This window comes from Ensifer sp. Root558, from assembly GCF_001427045.1.
GTDB lineage: Bacteria > Pseudomonadota > Alphaproteobacteria > Rhizobiales > Rhizobiaceae > Ensifer > Ensifer adhaerens.
In genome coordinates this window covers 313,697-328,127 of sequence record NZ_LMGC01000012.1, presented here as the reverse complement: position 1 = coordinate 328,127, position 14,431 = coordinate 313,697, and the positions used below count along the sequence as shown (strand labels likewise).

Here is a 14,431-nt window from a genome sequence, read left to right as displayed (position 1 = left end):
AAGGCTTCGATAAAATCTTAGCGATCCGCTTTTTTCGCGTGCAATAGTTCGTCAAGAATGATCGCGCCGGCACCGATGGTGATGAAGGTATCGGCCAGATTGAAGACGGCGAAAGACCACGTCTCCGTATAGAACAGGATGTAGTCGATGACGTAGCCGAAGAGCAGCCGGTCGACGAGGTTTCCGAGCGCGCCGGCGATGATCAGCGCATAGCCGAAATGGGCGAAGAACCGATCCTTCGGCGTGCGCTTCCACAGCCAGAGCACAAAGGCGCAGACGGTGAGCCGCATGCCGACGATGAACCAGCCCTCCATGCCCGACAGCATCGAGAAGGCGACGCCGTAGTTGTAGGTGCGGTAGAGCGCCAGCATCGGCACGACATGGACCGCCTGATTGAAGGGCAGGTAAAGCTCGACCAGATACTTGATTATTTGGTCGGCGATGAGCGCGAAGACGATGAAGACCGCGATCGGCAGCGGCCGCGAAAACAGCACCTGCTTCTCGCTCATGCGCGGGCATCCAGGGTCAGAAGGTGGCGGCGCGCCTCGAACAGCATGATGCCGGTGGCAATCGCCAGATTGAGCGAGTCGGCGCGGCCGGCCTGCGGGATGCGGGCAAGCGCACCGGCTTCTCGAGCGAGTTCCTCCGGCAGACCCGACTGCTCGTTGCCCATCAGAAGCACGACCGGTTTGGTCTTGTAGTCAATGGTGCGATAGTCGACAGCGCCGGCGAGATGGGTCGCGACGACCTTCACGCCGGCGGATTTCTGCCAGCGGATGAAGTCCTCGACGCTGGCGCGCGCCACCGGCATGGCAAAGACCGAGCCCATGGTCGCACGCACGGTTTCGAGCGAAAACGGATCGGTGGTCTCGCCGACGAGAATGACGCCGGAAGCGCCGGCGGCATCGGCGGTGCGGATGACGGTGCCGAGGTTGCCGGGATCGCGGACGCGGTCGAGCGCCACATAGGTTTCGCCCAGCTGCGGCTCCAGGTCCTTCAGCGACTGGTAACGCTGCTCGAAGATGCCGACGACCATCTGAGGATTGTCGCGCCGCGTGATCGTCGACAGCACTTTCTCGCTGACTTCCAGCACCAGGCCGCCCTTGGCGAAGGTCTTTGCCGCCACCTGCTCCACGTGCGGCTTGCCCTTGGCCGCCTTGGCATAGATCAGCGTCTTGATCTTCCAGCCAAGGTCGAGCGCGTCGATCACCAGCTTCAGGCCCTCGGCCATGAAGGAGCGCGTCTCGTCGCGGTGCTTCTTCTGCGTCAGCGCGCGGATGTCCTTGATGATCGGGTTGGTGAGGCTCGTGACCTCCTTCACCTGACCGACACGACCGGTGCCGTGTTCGCTTCTGTCGTTCGTCATTGCGGTACCCAGCGGCTGAAGAGTGAGGTCGAAAGCGCCCTGCCCGGCTCGCGGCCGTCAAGCCCGCCCTCGCGGATGATGAGCTCGCCCGACTCCACCCGGCCGCCGTGGCCGCGCATCGTCTCGCGCATCAGTTCATGGATCGAGTAGAAGCTCGCCCGGATCGAATAGGCCGTCAGCACCAGGCCGCGCGCCTCCGGCGACAGGATCTCGCGGCAGATGTCGAGCATCGCCGCCAGATGGTCGAAAAGCTGCCAGACCTCGCCGTTCGGCCCGCGGCCGAACTTCGGCGGGTCGGTCAGGATGATGTCGTAGCGGCTGCCGCGGCGCTCTTCGCGCTGGATGAACTTCATCGCATCGTCGCAGATCCAGCGGATCGGCAGGTTTTCGGCCCGCGCCAGCTGCTGGTTTTCGCGCGCCCAGCCGATTGCCTTCTTGGAGGCGTCGACATGGGTCACCTCGGCGCCGGCCCTGGCGGCGATCAGCGAGGCGACGCCGGTGTAGCCGAAGAGGTTCAGCACCTTCAGCGGCCGCCCAGCCCTTTCCACCTGATCCTTCACCCAGCTCCAGTGCGCGAGCTGTTCCGGGAACACACCGACATGGCGGAACGAGGTGAAGCGACCGTGGAAATCGGTGCCGAGAAGCTGCATCGGCCAGGTCTCGCCGAGCACGGCGCCAGGAAAGCGCCAGCGCCCCATGCCGTCTTCGTCGGTGTCGCCGGTGAAGATCGCGTCGGCTTTTTCCCAGACGCTATCGGGCAGGCTGCGCGGCCAGAGCGCCTGCGCCTCGGGGCGCACGATGCGGTAGGGACCGTATTGCTCAAGTTTTTCGCCGGCGCCGCTGTCGATCAGGTGATAGCCGGATGCGTCCGACGTTTCGAGAATGAGCGGTATGCGCTCGGCCGGCTTTTCCCCCGTTCGCCGCGCGATCACCCGCGCCGGCGTTTCCTGTGCAGGCGTATGTTTTGCTGGCTTCTCGCGCGTCTCCGCCGTCTGTGCTGCCGCCGGTCGCGCCGGCCGTTCCTTGAAGCCGCCGCCCTTCGGCGGTGCCGAACGTTTCTGATCGTGGCGGCCGCCGCCACGCGCTTCGGCACCACGGCCCTTGGCCGTCGTCACGGAGGCATTCTTCGACCGCCGGTCCTTTTCCTTCACGCTGAAATCCCTGGGCTTTGTTAGTGCATGGGCCGCCTGCCTGCGCAGTATCCGGGACGGGCCGGCGGACGCCATGAGGTTTGTCGCCGCAGCCTGAAGCCGCGGCATCTCTTGAAGCTGCAAATAGCATCGCTGATGCTCTTGGCAAAGCCGTTTCCGTTTTGCGAAGATAACGCGCAAGAACCCGCTGCGAATTTTCTTGGGCTGGAACCGGCTTCGCGACAAAATTCCGCGGCAGGTCTAGTGTGTCGAAGCGACATTTGCGCGTCGATATCGGGCGCGCGGCGTCGCATGGGGGGAGGAAAACGCATGGACATGACCGGCGAAGAGCGGATTGCGGCTGGGCGCGACGCGGTGTGGCGCGGCCTCAACGACCCGGAAATCCTCAAGCGATGCATTCCCGGGTGCCAGTCGCTGGAGATGACGTCGCCAACCGAGCTTGCGGCCGTGGTGAAGATCAAGATCGGCCCGGTCTCGGCCTCCTTCACCGGCAATGTCGTGCTCTCCAATCTCAATCCGCCGCAGAGCTATACGATCTCGGGCGAAGGAAAGGGCGGCATCGCCGGCTTTGCCAAGGGCGGCGCCGACGTCGCCTTAACAGCGGACGGGGACGAAACGGTGCTGCATTACGACGTCAAGGCGGAGATCGGTGGCAAGCTCGCGCAGCTCGGCTCGCGCCTGATCGACTCAACCGCCAAGAAACTGGCGCAGCAATTCTTCGCCGATTTTAGCGCCGCCGTCGGCGGTACGGCGGAAGCTGCGAGCTAAAGAGGCGACGCGGACCGAACGGGCGCCCCGTCTCGGTCTTCGCAGGCTTGTGAACTTCTGATCAGTTCTGCGGCGCTGCGAGCGTCGCCTGGGTTGCGAGCTTTTCCGCCTGGCTGCGGTGTTTCTCCGCCTCGCGGTGCCACTTCACTGCTTCGTTCGCCTCGTTGCGCGCGCGCCGCCGGTACTTGCCCTGGCTGAACCAGGTCGCGGCGGCACCGAGGATGACGCCGACGATGACCGCAAGGAACAGGAAGACGAAGAACGGCGCGCTCACGGAAAGCACGCTGTCTTCCGGCCGGAAGGGGTTCAGCGCCAGCGTTACGCTCTGGCGGTTGGCCACGCTCAGCACAATCAGGATGATAGCGACCGGCACGAGAACAACGATGTTGATCAGTTTCTTGAACATTCAATCGCTCCATCTCACCGACGCCCGTGCGCTTTGCCGGACGCTTGCCGGCAACGGGCCTCGTATAAAAGGGGTCGTTAGGGGTCTCTGGCGACCGCCAAGGATGATCAATCCTCGTCTTCGCCGTTCATGCCCGGGTTGAGCCGCTCGCGCAGTTCCTTGCCGGTCTTGAAAAACGGTACCCATTTTTCCTCGACAAAAACGGAATCGCCGGTGCGCGGGTTGCGCCCCGACCGCGACGGCCGGTTCTTGACCGAGAAGGCGCCGAAGCCACGCAGTTCGACCCGGTTGCCTGCAGCGAGCGCGTCGGTGATCTCATCGAGGACCGCGTTGACGATATTTTCGACGTCGCGGTGGTAGAGATGCGGATTGCGAGCCGCAACAATCTGCACCAGTTCTGACTTGATCACTGTCGCCCCCTCAAATTCTTGTTTGTTTTGCTTTTTCGGTCTGCATTGTGATTTCCGCAAGGCGGTGCGCGGCATTTGCAAAATCACCGACATCGCTCGACGGCTCAGGCTGGGTATATGTCGCCTTGCTCATTGGCCATCAACCTGCCAAACCGAAACAAGACCGTCAAGAAACAACTTGTCGCCTGCAATTTTTTCGAGCCCGCTCATTGCCGGAAAAGCGTCATATCCCAACATCTTGATCCAGTTGCCGACCAGCGCGCCGAGGCCAAAAGGCAGGGTCTTGCGGGGGGCTTCCCAATCGACGATCGGCAGGTCCTTCGACACCTTTTTCTCCGTGAGGAAGGCGCGAATTTCGTCCTCGCCGCCGAGCTTGTCGACGAGCTTGGCCTTTAGCGCCTGGCGACCGGTGAAAATGCGTCCGTCGGCGAGCAGCAACGCATCCGGACGCGGCAACTTGCGGCGGTCGGCAACCAGGTCGACGAACCAGGCGTAGCTGTCGTCAATCATCGACTGGATCATGGCCTTCGCCTCGTCGCTCGCCGGATGGAAGGGCGAAGGTTCCGCCTTCAGCGGCCGCGACTTGATCGATTCCAGGGAGACGCCGAGCTTGTCCATCAACTCCTTGACCTGCGGATACTGGAAGATGACGCCGATGGAGCCGGTGATCGAGCTCTCACCGGCAACGATCGTATCGCCGCCGAGCGCGATCATGTAGCCCGCCGAGGCGGCAAGCGTGCGCACGTCGGAAACGACCGGCTTCTTGGCCGCCACCTTGCGGATCGCCTTATAGATAACCTCGCCGCCATAGGTGGTGCCGCCCGGCGATGAAATGGTCACGACCAGCGCCTTGACGCTATCGTTGTCGGCAATCTTCTGCAGGCGCTCGAGCAGTTCGCGGTCATCCTGGATCAGGCCGGTGATGGCAACGCGCGCCACATGCTGCCTGTTGTGGCCGACGTCGTCGGCAGCCCCGGACCAGGCAAAGATCGCGAGCGCGACGAGGAGAAGCAGCCCCGCGACCACAAAGCGCCAGAAGCTCAACTTCCGGCGCAGGCTGCGGCGATCGGCGATGGCGAGTTCGTCCATGTGGGTTTCTCCCGATTTGTTGGCGCTGCTTCTGTCAGTTTCCGCGGGAACGTGCTATCTGCGCGCGAAGAGGCATATTCCATAGACGCGCTTGACCACGGTTGAAAGCCGCGGCTGGCGTTTTTGCGCTTCACCCGAGTTTTTTTGCGGCGCCATTGTGCGTCAGCAAAAAATATCCATATTTGCGACGACTTACACCAATGTATGTAAATGACCCCCACGTTGGGTCAGCGACAAAAGCAGTAGAACCGACAGGCCCTTCCATGTTGAACCACGCGCCAGCCCCGGGCATCTTTGCCGATACGGGTGCGAGCTCCGCCGACGCCTATGCGCTCGCCGCACGGCATTCCGCGCGCGTGCGCCGCCTGAAGATCATCCTGCCGATCATCGCCGGCGTCATTGCCGTCATTTTTGCCGCCGTGTCCTTCGTGCGCGCGTTCATGCCCGTCGACCTGCAGATCGAGACCGCGACGATCGAGGACGGCAAGATCGTCATGAAGAATCCGGCGATCTCCGGTCGCAACAAGCAGGGCATCAGCTACTCGATGAAGGCCCAGCGGGCGCTTCAGGATATCGCCAACCCCGACATCATCACGCTGCAGACGATCCATGCAGAAATGCCGATGAAGGATTCGATGATAGCGACCGTCGACGCCACCAACGGCATCTATGATCGCGGCGCCAATACGCTCGACATGAACGCCCCGTTCACCATTTCCGTCAATAATGGCATCAACGCCGACTTCCAGTCGGCCTATCTGGACATCAATGCCGGCGAGATGGAAACGAAGCAGCCCGTTGCGATCAGCATGAAGGGTGGTTCGATCATTGCGCAGACGCTGCGAATGACGGATAAGGGACGTATTGTAATTTTCGAGGGTATGGTGAGGGTGAACGTCGAGCCCGCCGCCATCCGCAAAAACGCGAAATAGGACCCGGTGCACTCCATGTCGGTCACAACCGCATCATTTTTCAAGATTTCCGCCAGCCTGGCCATTGCCGGAGCGGGCGCTTTGATTATTGCCTCCGGCGCTTTTGCGCAGGCCACGTCGAGCAAGATGAAGGGCCTTGAGCTGTCCAACGACAAGCCGATCCAGATCGAGAGCGACAAGCTCGAAATCAAGGACCCGGAAAGCAAGGCGATTTTCACCGGCAACGTCAAGGTCGTGCAGGGCACGACGACGCTGCAGGCCGGCAATATGGTCGTCTTCTACAAGTCCGGCGGCGGCTCGGTTTCGAGCGGCGACGCCGACATCGACCGTATCGAGGTCAGCGAAAAGGTGTTCCTGAGCTCCGGCACGCAGCAGGCGACGGCCGATACCGGCTCGTTCGACATGACCAAGCAGGTCTTCGTTCTCAAGGGCGACAAGGTCGTTCTCTCCGAAGGCAAGAACGTCTTCGTCGGCTGCCAGCTTAACGTCCAGATGGAAACCGGTGAGGCCCAGCTCGAAGCCTGCGGCGGCCGCGTGCAGATCCAGCTCGACCCGAAGTCCCGCAAGACGAACTGACGTAGACCGCTCGTGCAACTTCCCTTCCTCCACAAGCGCAAACGCGTCCGCAAGCCGTCGGCGACCACTGCGGTCGCTTCCGGCCATGCGGTCGATAAGGCGCGCTATGACGGCACCCTGATTGCCCGCGGACTGACCAAGGCCTATCGCGAGCGTCGGGTCGTCAACGGCGTGTCGCTGGTGGTGCGGCGCGGCGAGGCCGTGGGCCTGCTCGGGCCGAACGGCGCCGGCAAGACCACCTGCTTCTACATGATCACCGGCCTCGTCCCCGTCGACGAGGGTTCGATAGAGATCAACGGCAATGACGTGACGACCATGCCGATGTACCGGCGTGCACGCCTCGGCGTCGGCTACCTGCCGCAGGAAGCGTCGATCTTCCGCGGGCTGACGGTCGAGGAGAACATCCGCGCCGTGCTCGAAGTTCACGACAAGAACCTGGAGCGGCGCGAAAGCAAGCTCAACGACCTGCTCGGCGAGTTCAACATCACGCATCTGCGCAAGTCGCCGGCGATCGCGCTTTCCGGCGGCGAACGCCGCCGTCTCGAAATCGCCCGCGCGCTTGCTACCGACCCGACCTTCATGCTGCTCGACGAGCCCTTTGCCGGCGTCGACCCGATCTCGGTCGCCGACATCCAGGCGCTTGTCCGGCACCTGACCTCGCGCGGCATCGGCGTGCTGATCACCGACCACAATGTCCGCGAGACGCTCGGCCTCATCGATCGCGCCTACATTATCCATGCCGGCGAAGTGCTGACGCATGGTCGCGCCAACGACATTGTCACCAATCCTGACGTGCGTCGGCTCTATCTCGGCGACAATTTCAGCCTCTGAGACCGCCTCGCGGGCGATTCCGCCCGCGAACGCGCTTGACCAAACCTTTCCGATAAGCAATTTTTGGGCCAATTAAGAAAAGGGCCCGACCGGCGACCGGAGAAGCACCGCGGCCCCTGGAGATTTCTCGGGAGTTTCGCGTCAGCATGGCCCTGTCCGCCAGCCTTCATCTGCGCCAGTCCCAGTCTCTGGTGATGACGCCACAGCTCATGCAGTCGATCCAGCTGCTGCAGATGACGCATCTTGAGCTCAACCAGTTCATCGCACAGGAAGTCGAAAAGAACCCGCTGCTCGAATTTCAGGCAAATGACGATCAGGTCGCCCCGGAGCAGGGCGAGATGGCCGGCGGAGACGAGAGAGGCGGAAGCGACGACGGCGGCGGCCAGGCGGATCTCTATGACAGCGCCACGTCGCAAAGCGGCGAGCGGCTCGACGACCAGCTCGATGCCGATTTCGCCAATGTCTTCCAGGACGACACCACGCCGCAACGCGCCGATGCGCCGGAACTGCTTGGCCAGTGGAAATCGATGCCCGGCGGCGGCGAGGGCGAAGATTACGACCTCGACGATTTCGTCGCCGGCCGCAAGAGCCTGCGCGAAACGCTCCTGGAGCAATTGCCCTTCGCGCTGCCGGCTCCTTCCGATCGACTGATCGCGCAGCATCTCATCGATCTGCTCGACGACGCCGGCTACCTGCAGGCGGACCTCGGCGAGGTCGGCGAACGGCTGGGTGCCGCCCATGCCGATGTCCTCAGGGTGCTGCTGACGCTGCAGCAGTTCGATCCGCCCGGTGTATTTGCCCGCTCGCTCGGCGAGTGTCTCGCCATCCAGCTGCGCGCCCGCGACCGGCTCGATCCGGCGATGGAGGCGCTGCTTGCCAATCTCGAACTCCTGGCGCGGCGTGATTTCGCGACGCTGAAGAAGATCTGCGGCGTCGACGAGGAAGACCTGATCGACATGCTGGCGGAAATCCGCAAGCTCGACCCGAAGCCCGGCACCAGCTTCGAGACCAGCGTCAGCGAGGCGATCGTGCCCGATATCGTCGTGCGGGCAGCGCCCGACGGCTCATGGATGGTCGAACTCAATCCGGATGCGCTGCCGCGCGTTCTGGTCAACCAGGACTACTTCGCTTTGGTGTCACGCGGCACACAGAAAAACAGCGCCGACCAGGCCTTCCTCAACGAATGCCTGCAAAATGCCAACTGGCTGACGCGCAGCCTCGATCAGCGCGCCCGCACGATCATGAAGGTCGCCACCGAGATCGTGCGCCAGCAGGACGCGTTCCTCGTCAACGGCATCGGGCACCTCAGGCCGCTGAACCTCAAGACCGTCGCCGACGCCATCAAGATGCATGAATCGACCGTCAGCCGCGTCACCTCGAACAAGTACATGCTGACGCCGCGCGGGCTGTTTGAGCTCAAGTATTTCTTCACCGTCTCGATCGGCTCGGCCGAGGGTGGCGACAGCCATTCGGCGGAATCCGTGCGCCACAAGATCCGCACGCTGATCCACGAGGAGAGCACCGAGGCGGTGCTTTCTGACGACGACATCGTCGACGTCCTCAAGAAGGCCGGCATCGATATCGCGCGGCGCACGGTCGCCAAATACCGGGAAGCGATGAATATCCCCTCCTCCGTGCAGCGCCGGCGGGAGAAGCGCGCGCTCGCCAAGGCCGCCGGTTTCTGAGCACCGGAAGTTAAGGCGCATTAACTTTTTTGCGACCTTCGATTGACTCTCTCCGACACAGGCGATATGAGCCCGCCGCAATTGCCGGGGACTGCTCACCCCGGAAGCCTCCGGTGCGACCGGTGGCTGCGACAGAGGCGCGCTCGCAAGTCTGAAAGGCTTGGATGACGGGACCGCTTGGAATAGACTGGCTGCGCAAATCACGAACGAGAGAGGAAACTCCATGAGTGTGCGTGTATCCGGTAAACAGATGGAAATCGGCGATTCGTTCCGCGCCCGCATTGGCGAGCAGATCGAGCAGGCCGTTACCAAATATTTCGACGGAGGATATTCAAGCCAGGTCACTGTGGAAAAATCCGGGCCGCGCTTCAGCGCCGACTGCAAGCTTCATCTCGATACGGGCGTGGTAATGCAGGCGAACGGCCAGGCGAACGATCCACAGGCTGCGTTTGACGCGGCGTCGGATCGCATCGAAAAGCGTCTGCGTCGCTACAAGCGCAAGCTGAAGGATCACCACAACGGCAACGGACAGAACGCTGCCGAGGTGGCTTACACAGTGATGGATTCGGTGCCGTTCGAGGACGACGAAGTTCCCGAGGATTATGCGCCGACCATCGTGGCTGAGAGCTCGAAACAATTAAGGACGATGTCTGTCGCAAGCGCCGTGATGGCGCTCGACATGACGGACGAACCCGTCCTGATGTTCCGCACTCCCGGCAAGGCCGAACTGAATATCGTCTACAGGCGCAACGATGGAAATATTGGCTGGATCGATGCTGCCAATATCAAAGCATGAGCGAAAAAAGAGGGATGCCGGCGTGCCGGCGTCCCTCTCCCGCAACTCAGCGGCCCGGCCGGAAATGTGACTTTTCTGTGCATGGGATCCGCCATGACAAAGATGGTTAGAGCCATTGCGACGCATTTGTGATGATGTTGTCCGGCTCTAACCGGCGAACGAGGACAAAAGAATGGCATTGGCAGGTCTACTGCATCAAAATGCGATCATCCCGGCCATGAGGGCCAACTCGAAAAAACAGCTCCTTCAGGAATTGGCGGCAAAAGCTTCTAAGATCACCGGGGTTCCCGAGCGTGAAATCTTCGACGTGATCCTGCAGCGCGAGCGCCTTGGTTCCACCGGCGTCGGCAACGGCATCGCCATTCCGCACGGCAAGCTCAACAATCTCCCCTCGATCATCGGCATTTTCGCGCGTCTCGACACGCCCGTCGATTTCGAGGCGCTCGACGACCAGCCGGTCGATCTCGTATTCCTGCTGCTCGCTCCGGAAGGCGCCGGCGCGGACCACCTCAAAGCCCTGTCGCGTATCGCCCGCGTGCTTCGCGACCAGGACATGGTCGCCAAGATCCGCTCGAGCGATTCCGCCAGCGCGATCTACACGCTGCTCGACGACGACGCGACCTCGCACGCGGCCTGAGCTTGAACAACGGGGCGCATCCGGCAGGATGCGCACAGTCGCTCGAAGCCTGCTTCAGTAGAGCTGACGCCCGTTCAAATGATCAATGAAAATCCGGAACAGGGCACCCTGGCTCGAAATGCCGAGCCGGCGATAGATGTTCTTGCGGTGGATGCGAACCGTGCCCTCGGCGATGTTCATCACCTTGCCGATCGACAGGTTGCTGTGGCCCCTAAGGATGAGGCGCACGATGTTGCGCTGCTGCTTGGTCAGTCGATCTGAACACAGGCTTTCGAACGCCGCCTCCATCGCATCGTCGCCCTCCTCGGAGGGCGACGGCGCAATCGTCTGGCCCTGCTGGCGCCAGTTCGACCTGATGGCCTCGCGCACGATCGGCTCGTAGACGCGCAGCGTGGCCAGCTCCGTCTCGCTGAAAGGCTCGCCGCCGCGGCCGCGCATCAACGAGTAGGTCGCCTGCAGGCCACCATCGAGCGGGATGACGAAGCCCACCTCCTCGACGAGAACGCCGGATTCCATCGACACGCAGGGATGCACTTCCGCCGACGACGAGAAGTCGGACAGGAAGAACTGGTCCGGCGCAAGCTCGCGCATTCGCCAGAGCCCTGCCGGCTGGCCGGCACAACAGGCGACGTAAAAGGGATCGAGCAGGTAGGCGCCGCCGAGATAGGCGGAAAGCGCACTTGCCGACACCTTGGCCGTATAGCCGTCATGCAGGACGATCGGCCTTGCATCGTAAGGATAGGCAAACGCGACCGAGAGATCGAAGCCGGTGACCGATCGGAGCATCCGATCGAGCGCTCGGCCGAAATCTTCCGTGCCGATCAGGCCGATCATCGCCGAGATATCGACGGACTCGCTTGCGAGCATTCCCTTGTCATCCCCCAACCCTACGTATCCCCCATGGGATATCGACAGCCCCTCACTCGTCAACAATAATTCCAGGGGAGTGAGAAACCGGATCCGTCGCGGGTCGTCATCGGCGACCGCTGCGAAGGATGCGCCAAGGGGAGGATTACGATGGCAGGCAGGCTTTCAGGCAAGGTGGCGCTGATCAGCGGTGGCGCGGGAGGCTGCGGTCTTGCCGCATCCGAACTTTTCGCGCGCGAAGGCGCCAAGGTCGGCATCGTCGATCTGCCGCGCAGCAAAGGCGAAGAGGTGGCCGCCTCGATCCGCGCCAACGGCGGCGAGGCGATTTTTGCCCCGGCCGACGTCTCGGTGTCGGCCGAGGTGACGTCCGCCGTCAAGGCGGTTGAAGCGGCCCTCGGCGCCATCACCGTGCTTTTCAACCACGCCGGCATCCTCGCCGTCGGTCCCTTCCTCGAAACGGAGGAGGACGAGTGGGACCGGCTGATGGCGGTCAATGTGCGCAGCATGTTCCTGATGACCAAGGCGGTACTGCCAGGCATGCTTGCGGCCGGCGGCGGCAGCATTGTCTGCACCTCGTCGATTTCGGCCGTGGCCGCAACGCCGATGGAGGTGCTCTATGACACCACCAAGGGCGCCTGCCACATGTTCGCGCGCGCCATCGCCGTGGAATTCCGCGACCGCGGAATCCGCTGCAACGCCGTCTGCCCGGGCTTCATCGCCACCGACCACGGCAAGCGCGAGCTCGTCGGGCTCAGCAAATACGGCGTCGACGTTTCGGAAGCGGCGATCGCCGCGCAGCAGGGCCGCATGTGCGATCCGAAGGAAGTGGCGAACGCGGCATTGTTTCTGGCGAGTGACGAGGCGAGCTTCATCAACGGCACGCATCTGTTCGTCGACAATTGCTTCACCGCGGTTTGAGGGAGGGGAAAATGCTTCAGGCAGGTGGCCACTGGCGCAACTGGGTCGGAAACCAATCATGCATCGTGCGCCATCGCGGCGCGCCGGAGAGTGAGGCGGCACTTGCCGAAATGGTGCGCGAGGCAACCGCGCAAGGGCTGAACGTTCGCTGCGCCGGTTCCGGACATTCCTTCACGCCAGTGGCGCTTACCAGCGGGCTACAGCTGACACTCTCGAGCATGCAGGGCGTCGTCAACATCGACAGCACCCGCAAGCGCGTGGCGGTCAAGGCCGGCACCACTATCAACCAGCTCGGCAAGGTGCTGAAGGAGAACGGCCTGTCGCTGATCAACCAGGGCGATATCGACAGCCAGGCGCTAGCCGGCGCGCTGACGACCGGCACACATGGCACCGGCGCCAGGCTCGGCAACATGGCCTCGCAGATCGTCGGCATGCGGCTGGTTCAGCCCGACGGCAGCATCCTCGTGGTCGACGAGACCACACCGGATCTGCTGGAGGCGGCGCGCGTCTCGGTCGGCATGCTCGGCGTGATCTCGGAGATCACATTACAGGCGATGGAAAGCTACAATCTCCATGAAAAGCTCTGGCGCTGCACCTTCGACGAAATGATCGAACAGCACGACGAGCTTGCCGCCAAGCACCGCCATTTCGGTTTCTTCTGGTGCCCGGTTCCGGAGAGCCGCCACTGCTACTGCCTGCCGGACACGGCCTCGGTGTCGACCACGGACAGGACCTCCGACGTCTGCGAGATGAAGGTGATCGACATCACCGAGGAAGCGCCGATGGAGCGCGGGTTCGAGAAGATCGCTTATTCCTCGGAGATCTACCCGATCGAATACGTGCCGAACTTCCACGAGCTCGAATATGCGGTGCCCGTCGCCCACGGCAAGGAAGCGGTAAAGGCGGTGCGCAAGCTGATGCTGGAAAAGCACCCGACCTGCATCTACCCGATCGAGTATCGCTTCACCGCCGGCGATACCGGCTGGATCAGCCCCTTCTTCGAGCAGGATTCGATCACGCTTTCGGTCTCGGGCGAACCCGGCACCGACTATTGGGAATATCTGAAGGACGTGGACACGATCCTCAGGCAGTACGGTTCGCGGCCGCACTGGGGCAAGCTGCATTTCCTCGGTGCCGAGGATGTGACGGCACTCTACCCCCGAGCGGGCGATTTCCGGGCACTGAGGGCCAAGGTCGATCCCGAGGGACGTTTCCTCAACGATCACCTGCAGCAACTGTTCGGATAGCGCCGGCGAACGAACGCACGCCGCTGCGCTCAGCCCAAACAAGAACGCCGCGCGAAGTTCGCGCGGCGTTCTTGTTGAATTCTGATCAGCAGGATCAGGCGGTCGGCGCGTCGCCGTTTTCGCCAGCGACGACCTTGGGGCCGCCCTTGGAAACGCCGACCATGGCCGGACGCAGGACGCGGTCGCCGATGGTGTAGCCGGCCTGGACGACCTGCAGCACCGTGTTGTTCGGCACATCCGCATTCGGGATTTCGAACATCGCCTGGTGGAAGTTCGGGTCGAACTTCTGGCCTTCCGGCTCCAGCTTCTTGACGCCGTGGCGCTCAAGCGCCGAGAGCATCGAGCGCTCGGTCATCTCCACGCCTTCGATCAGCGTGTTGAGACCGGCCTCACCGGCTTCCTTGGCTTCCGCGGGAATGGCATCGAGCGCGCGGCGCAGGTTGTCAGATACCGCCAGCATGTCGCGGGCAAAGCCAGCGACGGAGTAGGACTTGGCATCCTTGACGTCGCGTTCGGTGCGACGGCGCAGGTTGTCCATTTCGGCGGCAAGCCGAAGGTACTTGTCGCGCAGCTCGGCGCTTTCGGCCCGGGCGAGTTCCAACGGATCGGGCTCGGCAACGGCTGCTGCCTCGGCAGCGTCCGGTGCGGCGTCGAATACCTCGTCGGTGGCCTCGGGTCCGTGCTTGTTCGTATCGTCGGTCATGACGTTCTCCGCAGTGTCGTCTCTATTGTCCTTCGCATTTCCACGCCGC

At 62.6% G+C, this 14,431-nt stretch carries 17 protein-coding genes; 9 read left to right on the top strand and 8 right to left on the bottom strand.

All coding sequences use genetic code 11. The annotated features are described in order from the left end of the window. Positions 1 to 17: 17 nt before the first annotated feature. The 3 genes from lspA to ASD63_RS14990 are packed head-to-tail and all read right to left on the bottom strand — an operon-like array spanning position 18 to position 2,517. A complete protein-coding gene (lspA, locus tag ASD63_RS15000) occupies positions 18 to 509 on the bottom strand; it encodes a signal peptidase II (protein ID WP_034797436.1) in 492 nt (163 codons plus the stop codon). Then, entirely contained in the window at positions 506 to 1,366 is an 861-nt protein-coding gene (locus tag ASD63_RS14995) for an RNA methyltransferase (protein WP_034797439.1), read from the bottom strand. Before ASD63_RS14995 ends, lspA begins: the two co-directional genes overlap by 4 nt. Next, complete coding sequence (locus ASD63_RS14990) at positions 1,363 to 2,517, bottom strand: class I SAM-dependent rRNA methyltransferase (protein ID WP_034797624.1); 1,155 nt, start codon at positions 2,515 to 2,517, stop codon at positions 1,363 to 1,365. Before ASD63_RS14990 ends, ASD63_RS14995 begins: the two co-directional genes overlap by 4 nt. A 309-nt stretch (positions 2,518 to 2,826) precedes the next feature. Here ASD63_RS14990 and ASD63_RS14985 point away from each other — a divergent pair, with 309 nt between their 5' ends. Continuing rightward, positions 2,827 to 3,285, top strand: a complete 459-nt coding sequence (locus tag ASD63_RS14985) for a carbon monoxide dehydrogenase subunit G (protein WP_034797441.1) — start codon at positions 2,827 to 2,829, stop codon at positions 3,283 to 3,285. 61 nt (positions 3,286 to 3,346) lie between these two features. Here the strand turns inward: ASD63_RS14985 and ASD63_RS14980 are convergent, their stop codons facing one another. The 3 genes from ASD63_RS14980 to sppA form a co-directional block, all read right to left on the bottom strand. Next, on the bottom strand, positions 3,347 to 3,691 hold the full coding sequence (locus ASD63_RS14980) for a lipopolysaccharide assembly protein LapA domain-containing protein (protein WP_034797442.1): 345 nt from the start codon (positions 3,689 to 3,691) through the stop codon (positions 3,347 to 3,349). 107 nt (positions 3,692 to 3,798) lie between these two features. Continuing rightward, positions 3,799 to 4,176 carry an integration host factor subunit beta gene (locus ASD63_RS14975; protein ID WP_226020731.1) on the bottom strand — a complete coding sequence of 126 codons (378 nt, stop codon included), beginning with the start codon at positions 4,174 to 4,176 and terminating at the stop codon, positions 3,799 to 3,801. Positions 4,177 to 4,230: 54 nt separating this feature from the next. Beyond that, positions 4,231 to 5,190: a signal peptide peptidase SppA gene (gene sppA / locus ASD63_RS14970; RefSeq protein ID WP_034797445.1), complete on the bottom strand. Its 960-nt coding sequence runs from the start codon at positions 5,188 to 5,190 to the stop codon at positions 4,231 to 4,233. Between the two features lie 263 nt (positions 5,191 to 5,453). On the opposite strand from sppA, the gene lptC reads away from it, so the two are divergent. The 6 genes from lptC (at position 5,454) to ptsN (ending at position 10,647) form a co-directional block, all read left to right on the top strand. Further along, positions 5,454 to 6,122, top strand: a complete 669-nt coding sequence (gene lptC / locus ASD63_RS14965; protein WP_034797447.1) for an LPS export ABC transporter periplasmic protein LptC — start codon at positions 5,454 to 5,456, stop codon at positions 6,120 to 6,122. A gap of 15 nt (positions 6,123 to 6,137) precedes the next feature. Next, positions 6,138 to 6,698 carry an LptA/OstA family protein gene (locus tag ASD63_RS14960; RefSeq protein ID WP_034797449.1) on the top strand — a complete coding sequence of 187 codons (561 nt, stop codon included), beginning with the start codon at positions 6,138 to 6,140 and terminating at the stop codon, positions 6,696 to 6,698. Positions 6,699 to 6,710: 12 nt separating this feature from the next. Beyond that, positions 6,711 to 7,529 (top strand): LPS export ABC transporter ATP-binding protein, encoded by an 819-nt coding sequence (gene lptB, locus ASD63_RS14955; protein ID WP_034797451.1) that lies wholly within the window; start codon positions 6,711 to 6,713, stop codon positions 7,527 to 7,529. Between the two features lie 146 nt (positions 7,530 to 7,675). Then, on the top strand, positions 7,676 to 9,214 hold the full coding sequence (gene rpoN, locus ASD63_RS14950) for an RNA polymerase factor sigma-54 (RefSeq protein ID WP_034797453.1): 1,539 nt from the start codon (positions 7,676 to 7,678) through the stop codon (positions 9,212 to 9,214). 223 nt (positions 9,215 to 9,437) lie between these two features. Further along, the gene (raiA, locus tag ASD63_RS14945) at positions 9,438 to 10,010 is read left to right on the top strand and encodes a ribosome-associated translation inhibitor RaiA (protein WP_034797455.1); all 573 of its coding nucleotides are present in this window, start codon (positions 9,438 to 9,440) and stop codon (positions 10,008 to 10,010) included. A 172-nt stretch (positions 10,011 to 10,182) separates the two neighbouring features. Next, positions 10,183 to 10,647, top strand: coding sequence for a PTS IIA-like nitrogen regulatory protein PtsN (gene ptsN / locus ASD63_RS14940; RefSeq protein ID WP_034797457.1), 465 nt, complete (start codon positions 10,183 to 10,185; stop codon positions 10,645 to 10,647). Between the two features lie 54 nt (positions 10,648 to 10,701). On the opposite strand, the gene ASD63_RS14935 is transcribed toward ptsN, so the two are convergent. Beyond that, complete coding sequence (locus ASD63_RS14935; protein ID WP_060529505.1) at positions 10,702 to 11,514, bottom strand: helix-turn-helix transcriptional regulator; 813 nt, start codon at positions 11,512 to 11,514, stop codon at positions 10,702 to 10,704. Positions 11,515 to 11,664: 150 nt separating this feature from the next. Between ASD63_RS14935 and ASD63_RS14930 the strand changes: the two genes are divergently transcribed. After that, positions 11,665 to 12,432, top strand: coding sequence for an SDR family NAD(P)-dependent oxidoreductase (locus ASD63_RS14930; RefSeq protein ID WP_034797461.1), 768 nt, complete (start codon positions 11,665 to 11,667; stop codon positions 12,430 to 12,432). An 11-nt stretch (positions 12,433 to 12,443) separates the two neighbouring features. Continuing rightward, complete coding sequence (locus ASD63_RS14925) at positions 12,444 to 13,679, top strand: D-arabinono-1,4-lactone oxidase (RefSeq protein WP_034797463.1); 1,236 nt, start codon at positions 12,444 to 12,446, stop codon at positions 13,677 to 13,679. Between the two features lie 94 nt (positions 13,680 to 13,773). On the opposite strand, the gene grpE is transcribed toward ASD63_RS14925, so the two are convergent. After that, positions 13,774 to 14,382 (bottom strand): nucleotide exchange factor GrpE, encoded by a 609-nt coding sequence (grpE, locus tag ASD63_RS14920; protein WP_034797465.1) that lies wholly within the window; start codon positions 14,380 to 14,382, stop codon positions 13,774 to 13,776. Between the last annotated feature and the right edge of the window lie 49 nt (positions 14,383 to 14,431).

Coding starts and splice junctions, on each gene's coding strand:
- lspA (WP_034797436.1), bottom strand. CDS start 509: ATGAGCGAGAAGCAGGTGCTGTTTTCGCGGCCGCTGCCGATCGCGGTC.
- ASD63_RS14995 (WP_034797439.1), bottom strand. CDS start 1,366: ATGACGAACGACAGAAGCGAACACGGCACCGGTCGTGTCGGTCAGGTG.
- ASD63_RS14985 (WP_034797441.1), top strand. CDS start 2,827: ATGGACATGACCGGCGAAGAGCGGATTGCGGCTGGGCGCGACGCGGTG.
- ASD63_RS14980 (WP_034797442.1), bottom strand. CDS start 3,691: ATGTTCAAGAAACTGATCAACATCGTTGTTCTCGTGCCGGTCGCTATC.
- ASD63_RS14975 (WP_226020731.1), bottom strand. CDS start 4,176: ATGCCGCGCACCGCCTTGCGGAAATCACAATGCAGACCGAAAAAGCAA.
- sppA (WP_034797445.1), bottom strand. CDS start 5,190: ATGGACGAACTCGCCATCGCCGATCGCCGCAGCCTGCGCCGGAAGTTG.
- lptC (WP_034797447.1), top strand. CDS start 5,454: ATGTTGAACCACGCGCCAGCCCCGGGCATCTTTGCCGATACGGGTGCG.
- ASD63_RS14960 (WP_034797449.1), top strand. CDS start 6,138: ATGTCGGTCACAACCGCATCATTTTTCAAGATTTCCGCCAGCCTGGCC.
- rpoN (WP_034797453.1), top strand. CDS start 7,676: ATGGCCCTGTCCGCCAGCCTTCATCTGCGCCAGTCCCAGTCTCTGGTG.
- raiA (WP_034797455.1), top strand. CDS start 9,438: ATGAGTGTGCGTGTATCCGGTAAACAGATGGAAATCGGCGATTCGTTC.
- ptsN (WP_034797457.1), top strand. CDS start 10,183: ATGGCATTGGCAGGTCTACTGCATCAAAATGCGATCATCCCGGCCATG.
- ASD63_RS14935 (WP_060529505.1), bottom strand. CDS start 11,514: ATGCTCGCAAGCGAGTCCGTCGATATCTCGGCGATGATCGGCCTGATC.
- ASD63_RS14930 (WP_034797461.1), top strand. CDS start 11,665: ATGGCAGGCAGGCTTTCAGGCAAGGTGGCGCTGATCAGCGGTGGCGCG.
- ASD63_RS14925 (WP_034797463.1), top strand. CDS start 12,444: ATGCTTCAGGCAGGTGGCCACTGGCGCAACTGGGTCGGAAACCAATCA.
- grpE (WP_034797465.1), bottom strand. CDS start 14,382: ATGACCGACGATACGAACAAGCACGGACCCGAGGCCACCGACGAGGTA.